17 protein-coding genes are annotated in these 17,516 nt (G+C 52.1%); 7 read left to right on the top strand and 10 right to left on the bottom strand.

Annotated features, from left to right (window positions below; translation table 11 throughout):
* Positions 1-68 precede the first annotated feature (68 nt).
* Entirely contained in the window at positions 69-257 is a 189-nt protein-coding gene (locus tag ATJ93_RS11985; protein ID WP_147376647.1) for a YqaA family protein, read from the top strand.
* A gap of 528 nt (positions 258-785) precedes the next feature.
* Here ATJ93_RS11985 and ATJ93_RS11995 read toward each other — a convergent pair.
* Positions 786-1,499 (bottom strand): hypothetical protein, encoded by a 714-nt coding sequence (locus tag ATJ93_RS11995; RefSeq protein ID WP_120244859.1) that lies wholly within the window; start codon positions 1,497-1,499, stop codon positions 786-788.
* Positions 1,500-2,099: 600 nt separating this feature from the next.
* On the opposite strand from ATJ93_RS11995, the gene ATJ93_RS24065 reads away from it, so the two are divergent.
* Positions 2,100-2,984, top strand: a complete 885-nt coding sequence (locus ATJ93_RS24065; RefSeq protein WP_245977554.1) for a hypothetical protein — start codon at positions 2,100-2,102, stop codon at positions 2,982-2,984.
* A gap of 3 nt (positions 2,985-2,987) precedes the next feature.
* Positions 2,988-4,277: a DsbA family protein gene (locus tag ATJ93_RS24070; RefSeq protein ID WP_245977555.1), complete on the top strand. Its 1,290-nt coding sequence runs from the start codon at positions 2,988-2,990 to the stop codon at positions 4,275-4,277.
* A 5-nt stretch (positions 4,278-4,282) separates the two neighbouring features.
* Here ATJ93_RS24070 and ATJ93_RS12020 read toward each other — a convergent pair whose 3' ends face one another.
* From ATJ93_RS12020 to ATJ93_RS12045, 6 genes are read right to left on the bottom strand one after another with little or no spacing between them, the layout of a single operon-like run.
* Positions 4,283-4,762, bottom strand: a complete 480-nt coding sequence (locus tag ATJ93_RS12020; protein WP_120244861.1) for a cytidine deaminase family protein — start codon at positions 4,760-4,762, stop codon at positions 4,283-4,285.
* Entirely contained in the window at positions 4,759-5,355 is a 597-nt protein-coding gene (locus tag ATJ93_RS12025; protein ID WP_120244862.1) for a hypothetical protein, read from the bottom strand. The genes ATJ93_RS12020 and ATJ93_RS12025 overlap by 4 nt, the downstream gene beginning before the upstream one ends.
* 15 nt (positions 5,356-5,370) lie before the next feature.
* Positions 5,371-5,811, bottom strand: a complete 441-nt coding sequence (locus ATJ93_RS12030; RefSeq protein ID WP_120244863.1) for a hypothetical protein — start codon at positions 5,809-5,811, stop codon at positions 5,371-5,373.
* Positions 5,808-7,781 (bottom strand): chromosome segregation protein, encoded by a 1,974-nt coding sequence (locus ATJ93_RS24075; RefSeq protein WP_170155562.1) that lies wholly within the window; start codon positions 7,779-7,781, stop codon positions 5,808-5,810. The genes ATJ93_RS12030 and ATJ93_RS24075 overlap by 4 nt, the downstream gene beginning before the upstream one ends.
* On the bottom strand, positions 7,778-7,975 hold the full coding sequence (locus tag ATJ93_RS12040; protein ID WP_120244864.1) for a hypothetical protein: 198 nt from the start codon (positions 7,973-7,975) through the stop codon (positions 7,778-7,780). The genes ATJ93_RS24075 and ATJ93_RS12040 overlap by 4 nt, the downstream gene beginning before the upstream one ends.
* Before the next feature lie 43 nt (positions 7,976-8,018).
* The gene (locus ATJ93_RS12045) at positions 8,019-10,037 is read right to left on the bottom strand and encodes a DEAD/DEAH box helicase family protein (RefSeq protein WP_120244865.1); all 2,019 of its coding nucleotides are present in this window, start codon (positions 10,035-10,037) and stop codon (positions 8,019-8,021) included.
* A gap of 266 nt (positions 10,038-10,303) precedes the next feature.
* On the opposite strand from ATJ93_RS12045, the gene ATJ93_RS12050 reads away from it, so the two are divergent.
* From ATJ93_RS12050 to ATJ93_RS12060, 3 genes are read left to right on the top strand one after another with little or no spacing between them, the layout of a single operon-like run.
* Positions 10,304-11,416: a DNA-methyltransferase gene (locus ATJ93_RS12050; protein ID WP_120244866.1), complete on the top strand. Its 1,113-nt coding sequence runs from the start codon at positions 10,304-10,306 to the stop codon at positions 11,414-11,416.
* A complete protein-coding gene (locus tag ATJ93_RS12055; RefSeq protein ID WP_120244867.1) occupies positions 11,413-13,011 on the top strand; it encodes an McrB family protein in 1,599 nt (532 codons plus the stop codon). The genes ATJ93_RS12050 and ATJ93_RS12055 overlap by 4 nt, the downstream gene beginning before the upstream one ends.
* A gap of 3 nt (positions 13,012-13,014) precedes the next feature.
* Positions 13,015-14,229: an McrC family protein gene (locus ATJ93_RS12060; RefSeq protein WP_120244868.1), complete on the top strand. Its 1,215-nt coding sequence runs from the start codon at positions 13,015-13,017 to the stop codon at positions 14,227-14,229.
* On the opposite strand, the gene ATJ93_RS23915 is transcribed toward ATJ93_RS12060, so the two are convergent.
* Both ATJ93_RS23915 and ATJ93_RS12070 read right to left on the bottom strand, forming a co-directional pair.
* The gene (locus tag ATJ93_RS23915) at positions 14,226-14,369 is read right to left on the bottom strand and encodes a hypothetical protein (RefSeq protein WP_211334051.1); all 144 of its coding nucleotides are present in this window, start codon (positions 14,367-14,369) and stop codon (positions 14,226-14,228) included. The two genes, ATJ93_RS12060 and ATJ93_RS23915, sit on opposite strands and share 4 nt — an antisense overlap.
* A gap of 174 nt (positions 14,370-14,543) precedes the next feature.
* Complete coding sequence (locus ATJ93_RS12070; protein ID WP_120244870.1) at positions 14,544-15,344, bottom strand: Cdc6/Cdc18 family protein; 801 nt, start codon at positions 15,342-15,344, stop codon at positions 14,544-14,546.
* A 221-nt stretch (positions 15,345-15,565) separates the two neighbouring features.
* Between ATJ93_RS12070 and ATJ93_RS12075 the strand changes: the two genes are divergently transcribed.
* A complete protein-coding gene (locus tag ATJ93_RS12075) occupies positions 15,566-16,627 on the top strand; it encodes a Cdc6/Cdc18 family protein (protein ID WP_170155563.1) in 1,062 nt (353 codons plus the stop codon).
* On the opposite strand, the gene ATJ93_RS12080 is transcribed toward ATJ93_RS12075, so the two are convergent.
* A complete protein-coding gene (locus tag ATJ93_RS12080; protein ID WP_120244872.1) occupies positions 16,610-17,059 on the bottom strand; it encodes a hypothetical protein in 450 nt (149 codons plus the stop codon). The two genes, ATJ93_RS12075 and ATJ93_RS12080, sit on opposite strands and share 18 nt — an antisense overlap.
* Positions 17,060-17,516: the final 457 nt, after the last annotated feature.

Genomic DNA, 17,516 nt, shown 5'->3' on the forward strand with positions numbered 1-17,516 from the left:
AGGATGTGCTGTTGCCGTACGGTGTGTATGGTATATCCCTGTTGTCATTTTTCAATTCCTCGTTCTCAGTGATTCAGACCAAGATCCTGTTGGTGCCGCTGGTGTTGTTGCAGTCGGAGCAGGAATTTCTGCTCGGAACGGTGGCAACCGTGGCGTCGGTGCTGGGTGCAGTGTTCGCCTACTATGTAGGGCAACGCGGTGGCCGCCCGCTGCTTGAGCGGTTTATCTCTACAACGTATGTGGACCGGATAGAATAGTGGCTGCAGACGCACGGGTACGTGGTGGTCGGCGTATCTGGGATCTCGCCACTCCCGTTTAAGGTATTTTGTATCGCATCCAGGGTTTTCGTCGTGGGCCTGAAGAAAATCCTCGGTCCCTCCTTCCTGTTCCGCGGGTTCCGGTTCTTCTCAATCGCGTTCCTCTTAGCGTGGTACGGTGACGCGATTATCTTATTTGTCCGGCAGCAATTCTGGATAATGACTTCGGTGCTTGGTGTTGTTGTGATTCTCAGCTATGTAGGTTGGCAGCGGTATTCTTGATTTGATCTCGAGTGGTCTCACAGACCTAATGCTGAGCCGTATATTGAGGGGGAAATTGCTTGCTCGATTTGTCCCTCCCTCTTCCCAAAGCACCCGTCATAACCTCTGAACACTCATTTCAAACATTTTCATGCCGTAATTTCACTTACACTTTTACGTGTTAATAATAGATGGTAACGAGAAAGTATGCTGCCACCGAATAACCAGGACAACATCAATTTCTGACTACGCCGACTTTCATTTGGGTTACCGGCCTCTCATTCTATCGAGTTCTTCGTTCATCAGATAGTCTTCATACTCGATTTCTTGCTTTTCCAGGTCTTCGGTCTTCTTGGTCAGACCTTGAGCTGTTCTTACTACTTCTACCAGTTCTTTCTCAATCCGTTCCCGGTCCGGGTCGACGTCTTGTTCCAGAATCTCCCTGGATTCTTCAGCTGCTTCATGGATCGGCGAGTATTCAGAGTCGAACCTGTCGAATCGAGGTTCTGAGGAAAGCACTCGCTGTAAATTTTGTTCTACCAGAGTGACCAGTGCTTGTTTTGGGCTGAGGTCCTCCCAGGCGCGGTAGTATGCCTCGGTCATCTCTTCAATTTCTGTTCTCCATTCCGGTGCCTGATCTCGGATTTCCTGCAGGTCGTCGATATGTTGTCTTGGTTCACACCGGTCGTTGTGAATGATCGAATTTCTGGCTTCGATTATCGGAGTGAGTGTGTTCTCGAGTTCTTTGGGTACTTGACCGGGGACCTCTTCGAGTTTGTCCCGTACCAGGCTCCATTGCTTGTGTATGCGGTCTTGATTGATGGAAGCCATTGCTCCCAGGTTTTCTTCAGCGGTGTTGGTTAGAACTGTGGAAAAGTAGTTGTGGAGAAGGTAGTATCCGGTTCGCCGGTCTTCGATGTTATCCAAGTTGAGTTCGTCGAAAAGTTCGAGGTATCTCTCTGGTTGCGGTAGCTGGCTCATTACCAGTCGTGTTCACCCCGACACAGTGTAAACGATTGGGAGAAGGACACTAATTTGATGCGCGAGTCTGTACCGTCCTGCTATGGGCAGTAAGACGTATGAGGAGGAAAGGGAGTGTAACGAGTGCGGAGCTACCTATACTGCTTCTGTCTATATCGGTGTAGGCCGGGATTCAACTAGAGGTCTCTGTAATAGCTGCTACCGTGAGCAACGGCAGCAACGGGTTGATAGCGTTCTCTCGAAGCACGAGGATGTATGGTACAGGCCGGATTCCGAAAAGTATGAGATCGCGGTGTACAAGCCGGACGGCGATCGTCGGTACTACAAGCACGATATACACGCTGTCCAGAGAATTGAGTCCTGGTATTCCGAATAGCCGTGTTTCCCGAGTTCAGCTATACCTGAATTACCTTGTAGCCAGTATATTACCAGTATTTATCTATCAATCCGGCAGGATTACCTTGAGCAACTTACGGACCGCGGATTAAAGGGTTTAGTCGGCCCTAGATGCCTATTTTCGGCGGTAGTTATATAGTGTCTTAGAACATACGCTGACATGTCTCCCATCACGAATACACACCAGGAGACGGAGAGCAAACTTTGAGTTCGCACGCAGAATCCCAAGAACTCGGTAGAGGCCAGCAAACACTGCATGAGGCAGTTAATTCTCACCGGATCTATGAACCGGTTAGAGGTGTTCATCCCCGTGTCGAGCTTCCGGACGAGGAGTACGAGGAGTGGCTTGACAGTAACCAGGACGTCGAGTACGTGGTAATCAACTTTTCAGATGCTCAGAAAGTCATCAAGCGGGATGGGGGCCTGCGCCAGGCCATCGAGCCGTGGCATATCCCAGTAATCCTCGGAACAGAGCACGACGACGATGTCAACAAGCGTACTTTCCAGGACGTAGTGGATCTGCTGGAGGTGGTGCAGCCAGCGATCTACGTCCCAGACGTGGTCTACAGCTACAACTGGATGGAGGACGAAATCCAGGAAAACGCTATCGAGGCATACATCGGCCATGTCAGAGATCTCCAGAAGGAGATTATCGAGCAGGACTTCGATATCCGGTTGATCCCGACGAACAAGGGCTGGAAGTACGAACACTTCGTTGAGTACCGGGAGTTATACGATGAGTTCGATTACGAGGAGTTTGCGTTCTACGCTGTCCAGTACACCGGTGGGGATGCCGGTAACGGGATCAACGTGCTCCAGAGCCATGTCAGGAACTCCATCGCTGCTATAGACATGGAGGATGTTTTCCTGATCGGATGGCTTGCGGAGGACGACCTGTTTGATTTCGCTCCGCGTGTCCGTGGTGCTACCGGGCTTCGGCAGTGGAAGGATGCCTGTTCTACGAGGAACGGGCTTTCGCAGGATCCGTGGCCAGAGTTTCAGGAAAGCCGCGAGGCCAAGCTTTCGTTTAACGAGGATCAGGAGCAGAGGCCGGTAAACGAGTTCTTCAGCGGAAAAGAGGATAACTGAACGATGTTCGTATTCCTTGGTTCATACAGCGGCGGTGATTACGATTCGTCGGATAGTGATGATTCACAGAATGATGGATCGACTGACGATCATACTCAGACCGGTGTAGACGATTACACTGGAGACGACGGAGACGATAACCCCGAGGAAGATTCGGATAGCGCTGCAGGTGCTGCTGCAGGCGTTGCCGATGCTGCAGGTGCTGCCGCTGGTGCCGCTGGTGGAGGTGCGGGTGGTTCAGCTGGTGCTGCTGCCGGAGCCGGTGCTGGTGCAGGAGCAGTTACAGAGCCGCCAGAAGGCGACGATCCCGGCGACACGGATGAAACCGATGAAGACGAAGACTGTGAAGAGGAGGAAGAGGAACAACCTGAACCCCCGGATATTGAGGAACCGGACATAGATCCTGAAGACGACGTCGACGAGCCTGACACAGAGGAAGACACGGAAGAGGATGTCGACGAGTCCGAAGACGTCGAAGAGGATACGGAAGAGGAGGACTCGGACGATGAGGCGGCTGAAGACGAAGAGCAGGAGAGCGATGAAGACAACGAGGAAGACGAGGACGAGGAGGAAGATGAGACAGTGGTCGTGGTCCAGGAAGTCGATGCGTTGAGCGCCATGTCCTGGTGTGTCCAACCAGTGATGAAACGGGTTGAGGAGTGCTACGGTGAAGAGATTGAACTCTTCTACAAACCGGCTCCCGTCCGTGAAGTTGACCCAGAGCAGGAGAAGCAGAAGTGGATTGACGCCGGTCAGCAACTCGGTATGCCGGTTGATCCTTCGTTCTGGGAGGACGACCCGCCGATGTCTACGGAGCTAGTCAACAAGGCGTTCGAGGCAGCAGACAGGCAGCGTCGGGGTATGGATTACCTCAGGGCGTTGTGGCGGCATGGTGTTGCAGCTGGTCGGGACATCAACGACGAGGATGTTCTGGTCGACCTGGCATCAGATCTCGGCTTGGACCGGGAGCGTTTCGAGGAGGACTTGGATGAGGTTGAATTGGAATCCGGTGGGCGTGGCGAGCTGCCGTTCACGTTCATGGAGATTCAGGGTGCTCCGGTACCGAAGAATGGCCGTGTCCGGTACTCGGACTTCAGGACTCAGTTCACGTTCCAGGGTGTCGAGGAGCAGGAGCCTCAGGATCTGCAGGGATTCGTAGAGGAGCATGGGCCTGTGGCCACGCCTGAAGTGATGGAGGTCTATGGTATCCGGCGTGAGGAAGCCGTGCAGCGTCTCCAGGATGTCGATGGAGTTTCGTCGTTCGAGGCTGGCGGAGAAGACTTCTGGTGTTGAGTTAATCAGATCTCATCGAGGCTATACTGTCTTTCTCGTCCCGTGGTGTCTATTGTTCTGATGGTGAGGCCCGAGGTACCGAAGTCTTCTAACAGGTTTCGGCAGGAGTTGCAGATATCCACATGGCGTGTGTCGCTGTAGACTGCTACGTCTGAGACTTCGCTGGCTCCTTCTGAGAGGGCTTTGTAGATAGCTACTCGGAGTGCATGCACTGTGTCTTGTTCGCTGGGAATCTCTAACTCGGCTCCTGAGTAGATACTGTTGCTGTCGGTGTAGACCGTTGCCCCATTGCTTTCGCCGCTGGTAGAGTTCTTCGCAGCTTCTTTCGCGGTTTCCCGAAGTTCTTCTCGCAGCTCTTCTGGTGTCCGGCCTGTCCCCTGTGTTGACGGTGGCTGGATATCGAGGTCGCTCGGCTCAACCTGCCGGACCTTGTACGGTGTCAGGATGGTATCTTCGTCGTCCAGTCGGGCTTGATAATCGGTCATAGTTCTATGAAGTTGCTTGATTCGATGTCTGTGTTGCCGGTGCTGTAGAGTTCGGTGAAGTCAGGGTCGTCGCGGTCGTAGACGAACTCTTCACAGAAGGCCTGAATCAGTGTGTCTGCAGATGGATCCTCTACTTCGAACCCGTAGTCTCGGAAGAGGAATGCTGCGAGTGGTTCGACAGGAACCTGCTCGCCACTGCACAGGTGTTCTCTGGCGAGTTCGGCGTGATTGTCGAAGAGTTTCCAGCGGCTTTTGCGTCCGTCTTTTTCGAACTCTCCGACTTTCAGGAGTGGAGTTGTTGTCCGGAGTGACGAGGGTGCGTATGTCCCGGCCACGTTTTTGTTGAACCAGAGCTCGGTTTCCTCAAAGTCGTCGACGGTGAAGGGTACGAGGTATGGCTTTTTCCCGGACCTCATTTCGAAGTACTTGTCGAAGAAGTCGTTGTAGTTGAAGTCCAGATCGTCAAGCCGGTTTTCCATACCTGCTTCTTGTCGAAGGCAGAGGTATCCGGGGAACAAGCGGTGGATCGGCAGATCGACCAAGTCCCAGAACGATTCACGGACCACATCGACATCGAGGATGTATTCAGGCATCTGTTTCTCTCTCGGTTACTCTTCTGCTTCGTGAAGTGACTTAAGTTCGCTTGTCAGCTCGTTCAGCGCCTCGTCGGGACCGAACACCTTGCCGTGGAGCTTCTCAATTCCGCTGTTGGCGTATTCCTGGGCGATGGTGTAGACAAGTTTCTCGTCTCTGAGGATGTCAGGGTCTCGTGTTTCTTTGACTGCCACGGACTGGATAATCCATTCTTGTTCGTCTGCAAGGGAGTCCCGGCCAAACAGGTAATGGAGATCTCCGTCGAGTTCTACTCTGCCTCCTTTCTCCCGTCCGTAGCCCATAGCGAACAGGAATATTTCACGGAGTTCAACTTCGTAGAACGGGGAGGACTCGGTTGTCCTGAGTTCTTCGTAGAGTTCGCGTTTGGAGCGTTCAATGGCAACGTCACGAGGAGCTTCGGTTTCCTCGTATTCGACCTGGCTTGAGTCAGTCATCGGTCATTCACCTGGGTAACGTCTTTTTCGTAGTTGAGACGGTATTCGTGGGCGATACTGGGTTTTAGCATGGCTTGGACTTCCTGGCTGTACTCTTCGTCGGTCATCAGGAATGTGATCTGCGTGTCCTGGAGGTAGTCAGGAAGGTTTTGGGCGATCCTGCGTTTGGGGCGGCTGGAGATCCTGCCCAGTGGTGTGTCGATTACCAATGGTGCGCTGAATCCACTGATTTTGGAGAGGGCAGACATGAAGGAGAGAGCGAGTACCTGGCGTTCGCCAGCAGACAGGGAGCCAAGCTTTTTCTCTCCGCTGGGGCCGAAGACCTTCACCTGGTACTCGTCGGTAAGTTCTACGTCGTAATTTTCGTCTTTCCAGATAAGGTCGTTGAAATACTGATTCAGGTATTCCTCAGTTTCGTTCCTAACCTCTTTGAGAATCTCTGCCCTGATCTCCTGCATCTCTTCTTCGCTGTCATCGATGAAAGAGATCTTCTTGGCGAGGACTTCGTATTTTTCCTCCTTCTCCAGTTCTTCCTGCCACGCCTGACGGCGATCCTTGACTTTCTGTTCCTGTTGCTCAATCTCTCCTCGCAGCTGGCCGACTTCTTCCCGCATCTGGCGGATACGTTCCTCGATTTCGCTCCTCTGCTGTTCTAACTGGGCGACGTCGACGTCTTCCGGGATTTCTTTGCCTTCCAGTTCCTTGGAGATGTCTCGGAGCTGGCGTTCAATTCCCTCGATGTCGTCTTCGATACCGGTGATGTCCCCGACGCCTTGGAGGAGGGCGTTGAGTGAGTCGTCGGCCTGTGAGAGCAGGTGAGGTATCTCGATTTTACCCTCGATGTTCCCCTCGGTGATTACGGCAACCTCTTTCCGCAGCTCTTCCAGATGTTCCCGTTTCTCTTCGTCATCTTCGAGTTCTGCGCCACAGATACATTCTCCGCGATCCAGTAGTTGGTCGAGGAACCAGTCTTGGATCTTTGGCGGCAGCTGTCCCTGGTTCTCCAACTCTTCCAGCTGTTCCAAGGTGAACCGGAGAGCGTCCTCGTTGTAGATCAGTGCGCCTGCTTCAGCGAAGTTCTCAGCGACTTCCGCACGTTTCTCTACAAGATCGTCTCGTTTCTCGTCCAGTCGGTCATTGAGGTTTTCACGCCGTTCGAGTTTTCGCTGGACTTCAGGGTCGCTGCTGCCTGCAAGCTTCTCATCGATTTCATCAAGCCGGTCGTTTGCATCCCTGATATCTCGCTCGTACTCTTCTTCCCGGGATTCGAGGTCTTCCAGCTTGTCTTCGGCTTCCTCGTATTTCTCTCGTTTCCGCTTGGCTTCGCCTTCGTATTCTGTGGAGGTTCGCTCTAACTCTGTTCTAACGGTGTCTATGTGATCCAGTGACCGGTTCAGGAGTTCAATGTGGGAGACGTCCAGGATTGCGGATTCGACACGGTCGGTGTATCTCTTATCGAAGAAGTCGTCCAACTGCTCTCCGTCGAAGAGGAAGTATTCGTGGACTCGTGTCGGCAGGATCTCTGAAAGCCGGGTGTGAGGGTTTGGTACGTCCCGCCAGTCCTGCTGGAATTTCTGTCGTAGACGGAGGTCGCCGGTAGCGTCACTGAAGTCTCCGTCTTCCCTTTTGGCGGTGCGGAACTCCCGTGTGAAGATGTACTTGGGTTCGTCCTTCCCGAGTGTGACTTCGACGTATCCGGACGCGCTCTCTCCTTCGTTGATTTCGTCCAGTCGGCGTTTGTTCACCAGTGGATCTGATTCAAGGCCTTGTTCTTCCTGTGTTTCGAGGTGTGTTTCCTCGTTGTAGAAGCAGAGTGTGATAGCGTTGAGGAGGTTGGATTTCCCTGCTCCGTTCTGGCCTTCGATGATGTTGATATGTTGGTCGCCGTCGATCTTGAGGTCAATTCGGACTGTACCCTTGTACTGCCGGTAGTCCTTCAGCTCGATGTCGAAGATCTGCAGGTTGTTCATTCGTCACCTTGCTCTTGTGTTTCCTCGATGTGTTCCTCGATCAGTTCTCTGTATTCGTCGGAATACTGGTAGTTTTCCCGGTCGAGTTTAGACCGTTCGAACCGGAGGATTTCGTTGATGAAGTTGCGGAGATCGTCCCGCTCGATCTCGTCTGTCTTCTCGAGTATGAGGGAGTGGACATCAGTTTCTTTCATGTATGGTGTCGTTTACTAGTTCAACTCATATGGTCAGGGTACTTCAAATCTCGTAGACTGTTCTCAGTCGTTCGATTCCATTCCGTGCTTGGTGTTCGTTCCGCGCGTTGTCGGCAAACTCTTCAAATCGGTCGAGTTCTTTCCTCAGCAGGTTCTTTTCTGACTCTTGAACGTCGTCTGGGGGATGGAGTGAAGGTACAACGATCATGTCGTAGATTACTGCTTTGTCTTTGCCGGGGTATTGGCGTAGCAGTCTTCCACGCCGCTGGACGAACTGCATCGGATTTCCGCTGTTGGACATGAGGACTGCTTGCCTGGTCGATGGCACGTCGACGCCTTCATCGAGGCATCTCATGGCGACCAGGGCATCGTAGTCTCCTTTATCGAAGAGTTCGAGAAGTCGCTGCCGTTCCTCGTCATCTTCCTCGTAGGTGAATTTGTGCTGGATGATACCGTGTTCGTTCAGTACTTCCTGTACTTGGTCGATTTGTTGGGGATTAGTGTAGGCTAAGAAGTGGTCAACGTCTCCGATCTCGTCCAGGATATCGTGTAGGGCCTGGTACTTGTTTTCTGCACTTTTCACCAGCTTGGAGCGTTTCATCGCTAATCGTTCTACAACTTCGTCAGGGGCGTCTTCACTGGCGGAGGCCGCAGCTACCTTTTTTGTCAGTTGCTGGTACTCTTCTAATTCTTCTTGGGTCATCTCGACGATGATAGGGTGGTAGTCGTACGGTGTCAGGTAGTCTGGAATCGCATCTGCCAGTGTGTATTTGAAGATGACGCCGTTGAAGTATTCCAGTAGATACGTGGTCCCTTCTTCGTCGTAATGGCGTTCTGGAGTTGCTGAGAGACCGATGCGGGCGTCGTAGCTGGCCAGCAGTCCTTTTCGTTGGTCATCTGATCCGAGGCGGTGGACTTCGTCCCCTATCAGCAGGGTTTTGCAAGTTGCGGAGTCGAGTTTTTCCCGGAAATACGAGTTGCTAAGGGTCTTATGGGTGGTGATTACGAAGGCTTGGTCTCTGACACCGAGGTTGACGTTAGAGACTAATTTGGATAGATCTGATTTCCAGTCTGGGTTCATTGACCCGAAGATCATCCTGGGGTTGTCGAAGTCGAACAGTTCCATGCTTTCCGCCCATTGTGGAGCCAAGTGAGTGACAGGAACAGCGATAACAGTGATTACGGGTTCGTCCTGTTCTTCGAGATATTGTTCGAGGGCGGATAGGGCTGTGATTGTTTTCCCGGTGCCAGTTGCCATTTCGAAGAGCCCGTTGCAGGCGTTCTGGAACCAGGATTTGACGGCTTTGTCCTGGTAGTCTCGAAGCGTTATCCCGGATTCTTCCTCTTCATCAAAGTCGTATGGAGGGCTGTCGTATTCACGGAGATCTGCCAGTTCTTCTTTGATGCTTTCTGGGATGGTGTAGACAGCTACGTTGTCGTCTTGATTCTCCCAGAGCGCGTCGAAGCGTTTTTCGTGGTAGTCGACTCCTTCCTGGTCGCGTTTGCTGAGCCAGTCACAGTCGATGGTATATGCTTCGTAGTTCCGGAGAGCTTGCTCACTATCGTTTTTCGATCCGTGGAATGCAACTCGGTTCCTGTCCTGGTCGTAGAATACGCCGAATTTGTCGTGGAAGTCGCCGGAAAGAGAGTTCTGGGGGATTGCAAGTCGGATTTCTAGTAGGCCGTCAGCGATCATCCACGCTATGGCCTCTCGGGTGTCTTCTTCGAGATCGTTGTGTAGATCCTCGATGGAGCGTTCAAGAGCTTGTCGCAGCCGTTCGTCCTGTTTAGCTTGTTCTCCTTCGACGATTGCCTCCCAGTCCTCCTCGCTAAGATGGGGGCTGGTCAGCCATTTTGCAGTCCCGCCGTTCTTTGCGAGCTGTGTAAGTCCTCGTGCTGCGGATTGTGCCCAGTTTGAGGTGAAGTATCCGACTCCGCGTTTGTATTCGACTGAGCGGGAGAGTAGAGGGATGTAGAAGTCGTTGATGAAGTCTGTGTTTGAGGTGTCGATGACTCTTGGAATGTCGAGAGCCGGAAATCCTGGAGAATCGCCAGCCGTCATTTATACTCTACAATGGCGGGAAGGTCCGATAAGTGTATGGTTAGATTCTGTGGATTAGATGGAGTGAGCTGAGTGCAGATGATGTACTTTGTAGCTCTCGGTTATCCACTCCAAGTAACCAGCCTACTAATTTCCACCAAGATGAGTTCTCAGAGAACTGACTCGGCCTGTATTACACTAAGCAGGACGATTGCCTGTAATCTAAGTCAACTACTTTCACTGGGGTTCCGGTGCGTTCAAGTGGTCGGTACTCAGTATTTCTTGTAATGACTGAGAACGAGTCTGAGGATTCCGTTGTTCCATATCCGGATGCGGATCTTTCTGTTGAGAGGCCAACGATTCACGAAAGTGATGCAAGGGATGTCCCGCAAGAGGATGATTCTGTGGATATTATTTTTACATCGCCTCCGTATTGGCAGAAGCGTGACTACGGTTTTGAGGACCAAATTGGGCAGGAAGAGACGCCCGAGGAGTTCATCGATACGTTGATTGATTGTATGGATGAGTGGAACCGGGTTTTGAAGCCGAATGGTTCTCTATTCCTGAATATCGGTGACACGTACGATAACCGGAGTTTGGTTGGTATTCCCGAGATGCTAATGCAGGCTGCTCGTGAGAACGGGTGGCTTGTCCGGAATAAGATTCTGTGGGCGAAGCCGAGTGGGATGCCGGAGCCTGCTCCGAACAGGTTGGCAAATCGCCACGAGTACATTTTCCATTTCACCCGTAACAACGAGTATTACTACGATCTGCACGCTTACTCGAAGGAGTACGGTAACGGCTCGAATCCTGGAGACATCTGGAACGTAGGTTTCGACCGGAATACTGGTGATCACTTGGCTCCTTTCCCGTCTGAGCTTCCGGAGCGTGCGTTGACGATGGCAGGTCCTCGTGCTGTATGCAGTGAGTGCGGTCAGCCGTTGGAGCGGAAGATGGTTCGTACGACGAAACTGGATGAGAGCAGAGATCAGGCTCGGCGTGCGATGGAGATCTACGAGGAGTCAGATCTGACTGAGGAGCATATCCGTGCTGTGCAGGCAGTCGGTATCTCTGATGCTGGTAAGGCGATGGAGATTCAGGATGGTACGGGCCGGAATGCTGACGATGTCCAAGAACTAGCTGATGAGGCGAAGGAAGTCCTCGGCGGGTATTTCCGTGAGTTCACGTTCCCGAAGAAGGAGACGGGCGGCTGGGAGGGCTGTGATTGTGATGCTCCTACGGAGCCTGGTGTTGCTATGGACCCGTTCATGGGTTCAGGCACGACCCTTCAGGCGGCGTTGAAGATGGGTTTGAACGCTGTCGGCGTGGACCTTGATCCTGTAGAGGATTTCCAGATGCCCATTCAGGCCAAGTCAAAGATCGAAAGTGAGTCTTCATGACGGAATACGTCCTGACCGAGGAAGCAGCCAGAGAAGCCTTCTGGGAGCTTACTGACATCGAGATCCACCGCAGCTTTCCAGGGTACCTTGGGTTGAAGTGGGCCTCGTCGAAGGCTGGGACCACGGACGGCTTTCAGTTCGAGTACAACGACTTCTTTGACACCTTTTTCAAGATCCGCGAGCAGGCGGTCGGGAAGCCTTACGTAATTCCGTTTAATCCAAATGAGGATCCCGATGCCGAAACCGAGAACATGTGGCTGCAGAACAACGCTGCTGGCTCCTACGGTCCTTCTTACAACGGTGTAACCTTCGGCAGTATGGTCGAAGATGTCTCTGGGCGTGCTACCAGTGCTGACTGGGAGTTGGTGGACGATTACTGGACAGTCGTCCGGGACGACATGCTGGAAGGAGACAGTATCCCGGTTGAGTTGGTGGCCGCATTTCTTCTTCGAGACTTCGTGATCGAGATGGACGACCCGGGTGCAGAAGGGCTTGTTGAAGCCTTCCAGGACGAGTTTGGGTACGACGAAAGCGATTCCGACTACAATGCACTGTACCTGACCGATACTGGTCACATCGACGCTGACAATTTCGAGCAGTACGATTCATCGATGGGTAGCGGCTCCGGCACCGATGCTTCAACCAGTTCGAAATTGCAAGGGAAGGCGCGTGATATGGATCCTGCCGATCTCGGCCTTCTGGGGACTACGGGGCCGAGTCTTGACCTTGATGACATCGATATTGACGGCTTGAGCGACGACACCAGTTTCGACCGTGATGATGTCGAGGATTGGTTGATCGGTTTGAAGCGGAAGAAACAGGCCATCTTCTACGGGCCGCCAGGCACGGGCAAGACGTTCACTGCGAAGAAAATCGCGGATGAATTGGTGGAGGGTACTGATGGGTTCACTGATATCCTTCAGTTCCATCAGAACTACGAGTATGAGGACTTCATTCAGGGGATCCGACCATCGACGGATGGTAGCGATCTTTCGTATAGCTTGGAGAGCGGCACGTTCCTTGACTTCTGCGAAGAGGCAGGTGAACGGAGCAGTCCCTGTGTCTTGATTATCGACGAAATCAACCGGGCCGACCTCTCTGCTGTGTTTGGTGAGTTGATGTATCTCTTGGAGTATCGGGAGGACGATGTGCAGCTGGCGCAGAGCCAGGTCGATGAGGATGATTCGTACTTGGAGGAGAATGGTTTCGAGATTCCGGATAACGTCTACATCATCGGTACGATGAACACGGCAGACCGTTCCATCGCCTTGGTGGATTTCGCGTTGCGCCGGCGTTTCGCGTTCCTCAAGCTTCCTCCGAACTGGAGTGTATTGAGAGAGAAGTTCTCTGCTTCCGGTGTCGATGTCGACGACTTAGTCAATGTAATGGAATCCGTGAATGGTGATATCAATGATCAAAACTACGAGCTGGGGCACACGTACTTCTTAGAGGCCAGTGACCGGGATGAGGTCCGGAATATCTGGGAGCTGGAAATCGTGCCGTATCTCGAGGAGTTCTTCGTTGACCAGCAGAAGAAAGTAGATAACAACTATACCTGGGACGAAATCACGTCTTCCAGCAGCTTCGATCTATAATAGATGTGTGCAGATTGGATTATCGAAGAGTACGATGATAAGTACATTCCTCAGTCGGAACTATCTGATACTGATATCCGGTACTTAGATGAAGAGCTTGACTCTGAACTGGAGTTAGAGGGGCCGTCCAGTTTGAATGACTGGAACTGGGTTATATGGAACGATGGATATGTCGGCCACATCCAGCTGCCGGAGAACAGTTCTATCGAATTGAAGCCCGGTATCGACCTGGATAACGTGTTTGGGATGCTGGAGTATGCGTATGATCTAAGCAAGTTTAACCTGGCGGAAGAGGGCCTATATGATTCGGAGTCGGTTCAGGACTTCTACGATAAGATTGCCAGCATCTTTGCCCAGAGTGTGAATAAGAGGCGGAAGCAGGGCTTGTTTCGGTCGTATCAGGATCGAGAGGAAGAGTCACAACGTATCCGGGGACGGATTGATTTCAGGAAGACGGCTCAGAGGCCGTGGGATCCGAAAGCTCATGTGAAGTATCGGGAGATGACTTCTGACAACGAGGATAATCAGATCCTGTTGTACACGTTGAACCGTATCTCTCGTTCTGATGTTCCCCGTGAGGATACGTTGGAGAAGGTTAGAAAGGGTGTCAGGTCGCTTCGAGGCAGTATCAGTTACCGCGAGTTTGAGCCGAGTGACTGTGTGGGTCGCCGGTATAACCGTTTGAATCAGGATTATCAGCGTATGCACGCTTTGGCCCGGTTGATTTTAGATACGAGCGGGCCTTCTCACGAAGAGGGGGATGCGGATATGATTCCGTACACTGTGTATATGCCGGATTTGTACGAGTTGTTCGTTGCGAGGTGGTTAAATGAGAACTTGCCGACCGGGTACAGTGTTGATACTCAGAAGCACGAAGATCTCGGTGATACAGGATTGTTTTATAGGATTGACGTGGTCTTGAATGATGATCGAACCGGTGAGACGGTGGCTGTGCTTGATACGAAGTACAGGGAGCCGGATAACGAGAGTCCGGATACCAGTGAGGTGAATCAGGTGCTGGGGTATGCGAAGAAAATGGAGACAGACAAGGCGTTCCTGGTATACCCGGCTGAGCTAGATAATTCGTTCCCGTTGCAGCTTGATGACGTGGATATTCACTGCATCAAGTTTGCTTTGGAGGATGGTCTGGAGAGAAATGGCCGTGAGTTCTTGACGGATCTTTCCAGTGTTCTTGGCCGTCCAGACTTACTGAGTTAGGGCTTTTCGAGGTCGTTGTATCGGAAGTCAGATTCTCCGAACTCTTCATCGTAGAAGTCGACCGAATATAGGAAGTCATCTTCTGGGTCGCCGGATAATCCGCTTAGATCGTCTTCGAGAATATCTACAACTTCTCCCATCTCATCATGGTACTGATGGTCCGGATCTTCTGGATCAGGTATGTTGATTTGGACTTCATCTCCGATATCGTATTTAATTAGTGAATCACCTATTCAGTTCTCAGGTCTCGCTTAAAAATTGCTCGAGCGTTGCGTTTTCGTACGTGTATCTACCTCTACCCAGTCGATTCCGAATCACCCGTCGATCAGGAACTGTGGTGTTATCTTGTGGGCGTTTTCTTGGGATGCTCGACGGCCTGCTTGGCGGAGGCGTTCAAATGCATCTCGGCAGTCGCCGCCTGATTCGGCTACTTCTTCAGCAACCGTTTCTATGACCTCGGGTTGGACGGCTCCGGGCTCGAACGCTTTCTCGACTCGGTCACTGAGGATTTCCTGTAGTTCCTCAGCTGTGTAAGGCTGAAACTCGAGAGTCCGGCAGTTCAACCGGCTTCTGCTCCGTGAATCGAGGAGAAATTCTTCGGGTGGGAGGTTTGAGACCAGTATGAGGCCGAGCTTGTTCTCTGACTGCTGGCTCAACATATGGAGGTCGTAGATAATCTCGGCCTTGTCTTCGAAACGGTCGAATTCATCGAGTGCAACCGCAATACTTCGGTTCTTGTCGAGCCAGGTGCCGATCAGTTTGAGGAGTGTGTCGACCGGCTTTCCCTTCCTGGGAGCTGGGTATCCTAATTGGATCAGTAGTTCTGTCAGGAGGGAGGGCCGGGTTCTGTACTGCCAGCAGTTGATCCGGATGGTTTTCACTCTCGTCTCATTTTCGAGCGCATTGAAGACGTGGTTGACGCAGACGGTTTTCCCGCTGCCTGGCGGGCCATATACGAGAAGGTTGTCCGGAGTCTTCCCTTCTGTGAGTGGGCGGACCGCATCCCGAATATTATGAATCTCAGCTTCTCGGCCCACTATTTCTGGGGGAGGTGAGTCAGCGGTGAGGTGTTGTTCTGATCGGATGATGCTTCTGTTAGATGTATCGTCGAACATATCGAAACCACGTCCTTTCTATACCATATCTACCGGTCCGTATTGAAAAACGGAGCCGTGGACGCTATTTCGTATGTGGAAGTCTGCATTCATCCTCGAAAACATCCGTGCCGAATAAGATGTAGGGAGATAGGATGCCCTACCCGTTTGACGGTTTTGTATCCCAAGTGAATATGGGTGTGTGAAAACCTGTGTAGATGTTCTCCACCGGTTACGTTACAATGTCCGATCTTATCGATACGCGAACGCCTCTAGAACTCTCGCATCTCCCGGCACAGTTTGTAGGACGGGAGGCTGAGCAGGATACTCTCACTGATGCCTTCGGCGTTGAGGGGGAAAGCCGTCTCCAAGATTTCCATGTCTATGGGTCGCGTGGTACGGGAAAGACACATCTCCTTCAGCGGTTCTTGACGACGTTTCCGCCGACGTTCACAACCTGCTACCTCTCTGGAATCCATCAAGATACACAGTACAAGGCCTTGGAACGTCTCTACCAGCATTTAACAGGTACTGCGCTCGGTACGGGCCACCATGTCGCCGATATCCAGCGGAAAGTCAAGGAACAGGTAACTCTACCGACTGTGGTCGTGGTCGATGAAGTCGACTTTCTCCTATTGAATGACGGGGACGACCTCCTCTACTACCTCACCCGTCTTGAGAACACCGCGGTCATCACGATCTCAGCCTACCGGCGATCGATTGAAGAACCGCTTGATGACAGGACGTATAGCTCGTTCCATCCGCAGCATCTAACACTGAACGGATATACATCCAACGACGCCCGTCAGATCCTCGCTGATCGGGCACGGAAAGCACTCCATCCACAGTCATTACAGAGAGCGGCTTTGACGTATATCACAGCGACGACGCAGAACATCTCTATTGGAATCACCTGGCTCCGTGAAGCGGCCGAGACCGCTGAAGACAGAATCACACGTGATCTTGTCCAGGATGTAGAGCTGACAGCGTATCACGAGTACGTGAAAACGCTTCTCAACGAGTTCACTACTCACCACCGCCGGCTGTACAATACCATTGCCCGCCTCGAACAGGAACAGGATCCGCCTCTTACAACTGGAACCGTCTACAAGGAGTATAGCAGACGGTGTGAGACAGCGGGTGTTGCACCGCTCAGTGAACGCCGGATAAGCGATTTCTTGACTCATCTGGAACTACTTGACCTGATCGAGGCCACCTACTACCGTGGGGGACGGAAAGGGAAGACGCGTGAGATTAAACTGGTCGACTGGAACAACCGTCCGGATTCAGAGGAGACTGGTTAAGAGGTTATCGTCAAGCGCGTCTAACTCGCGGCGGGCCTCCCGGCGTTCGGCCAGCAACTTCTGTCGGTCGTGCCAGTGCCGCTGCTGTTCCTCCCTGATTTCCTGTTTGAGCTCCTGTATACGTTGTTTCTGGTGCGCCTTCTTTTCCCGGCTACCGCTGCCGAACTGTCTGAGCAGTTTCTGTAGGTTTTCCTCGTACCGTTCTAACTCCTGTTCCAGCTCATGGATTAGGTCCTCATGCAAGCCGGTGCGCTCCTGGATCTGTCCCTCTATTTCCTTAAGCAGTGTTTCAACGCGTTCACGTTCTTCCCTGTATGCTTCGGACAGCAATCGGTCGATCTCCTGTTTACTGGGATATCCTTCGTTACCGCTAGTGAACTGTGGTACGGGATCGGCGGACTCTAGGAGACCGGTGTAGTCTTCATAGACCATTCTATCCTACAAGGGGACTGTAGTATCTACAGTTGTTCGGGGTCGCCGTGTTTCCGAAGCTTCCGGTACCGTTCTGCCCGTTCACGATAGAACCGGGGTAGCTCCTCGAGTTCAGTCTCCGACCATGTTCCAACCTTTTCGAGTAACCGTTCCGCCTCCGCAATCTCGTGAACTGTCATTTGTCTTCACGGAATTGGCTGGGAGTCCAGCTTTGTCTATGCTTCAGAGGGCCGTGTTACAGTTGACAAGAGAACTAGGGCCTATGGCTAAAGCTACGTGTATCCTTTTTCCGGGAGATGCAGCAGAGGATGACCTACAAACGAAGTGGATTCGTACGAAGGAGGGTCCATATATTCACTCAGAAGAGTTTCAGAGATTCGCCTGTTCTGGGCTTTATCTCCACAATATACCTTGGATAAAGAGTCTGTTTTACCAACTGCTGTTAGTCAGAAGGCTC

The organism is Halopiger aswanensis, assembly GCF_003610195.1.
Lineage (GTDB): Archaea > Halobacteriota > Halobacteria > Halobacteriales > Natrialbaceae > Halopiger > Halopiger aswanensis.

Bases quoted from the DNA above. Each gene is read 5' to 3' on its own strand.
- ATJ93_RS11995 (WP_120244859.1), bottom strand. From the start codon at position 1,499: ATGAGCCAGCTACCGCAACCAGAGAGATACCTCGAACTTTTCGACGAA.
- ATJ93_RS24070 (WP_245977555.1), top strand. From the start codon at position 2,988: ATGTTCGTATTCCTTGGTTCATACAGCGGCGGTGATTACGATTCGTCG.
- ATJ93_RS12020 (WP_120244861.1), bottom strand. From the start codon at position 4,762: ATGACCGATTATCAAGCCCGACTGGACGACGAAGATACCATCCTGACA.
- ATJ93_RS12025 (WP_120244862.1), bottom strand. From the start codon at position 5,355: ATGCCTGAATACATCCTCGATGTCGATGTGGTCCGTGAATCGTTCTGG.
- ATJ93_RS12030 (WP_120244863.1), bottom strand. From the start codon at position 5,811: ATGACTGACTCAAGCCAGGTCGAATACGAGGAAACCGAAGCTCCTCGT.
- ATJ93_RS24075 (WP_170155562.1), bottom strand. From the start codon at position 7,781: ATGAACAACCTGCAGATCTTCGACATCGAGCTGAAGGACTACCGGCAG.
- ATJ93_RS12040 (WP_120244864.1), bottom strand. From the start codon at position 7,975: ATGAAAGAAACTGATGTCCACTCCCTCATACTCGAGAAGACAGACGAG.
- ATJ93_RS12045 (WP_120244865.1), bottom strand. From the start codon at position 10,037: ATGACGGCTGGCGATTCTCCAGGATTTCCGGCTCTCGACATTCCAAGA.
- ATJ93_RS12050 (WP_120244866.1), top strand. From the start codon at position 10,304: ATGACTGAGAACGAGTCTGAGGATTCCGTTGTTCCATATCCGGATGCG.
- ATJ93_RS12055 (WP_120244867.1), top strand. From the start codon at position 11,413: ATGACGGAATACGTCCTGACCGAGGAAGCAGCCAGAGAAGCCTTCTGG.
- ATJ93_RS12060 (WP_120244868.1), top strand. From the start codon at position 13,015: ATGTGTGCAGATTGGATTATCGAAGAGTACGATGATAAGTACATTCCT.
- ATJ93_RS23915 (WP_211334051.1), bottom strand. From the start codon at position 14,369: ATGGGAGAAGTTGTAGATATTCTCGAAGACGATCTAAGCGGATTATCC.
- ATJ93_RS12070 (WP_120244870.1), bottom strand. From the start codon at position 15,344: ATGTTCGACGATACATCTAACAGAAGCATCATCCGATCAGAACAACAC.
- ATJ93_RS12075 (WP_170155563.1), top strand. From the start codon at position 15,566: ATGTCCGATCTTATCGATACGCGAACGCCTCTAGAACTCTCGCATCTC.
- ATJ93_RS12080 (WP_120244872.1), bottom strand. From the start codon at position 17,059: ATGGTCTATGAAGACTACACCGGTCTCCTAGAGTCCGCCGATCCCGTA.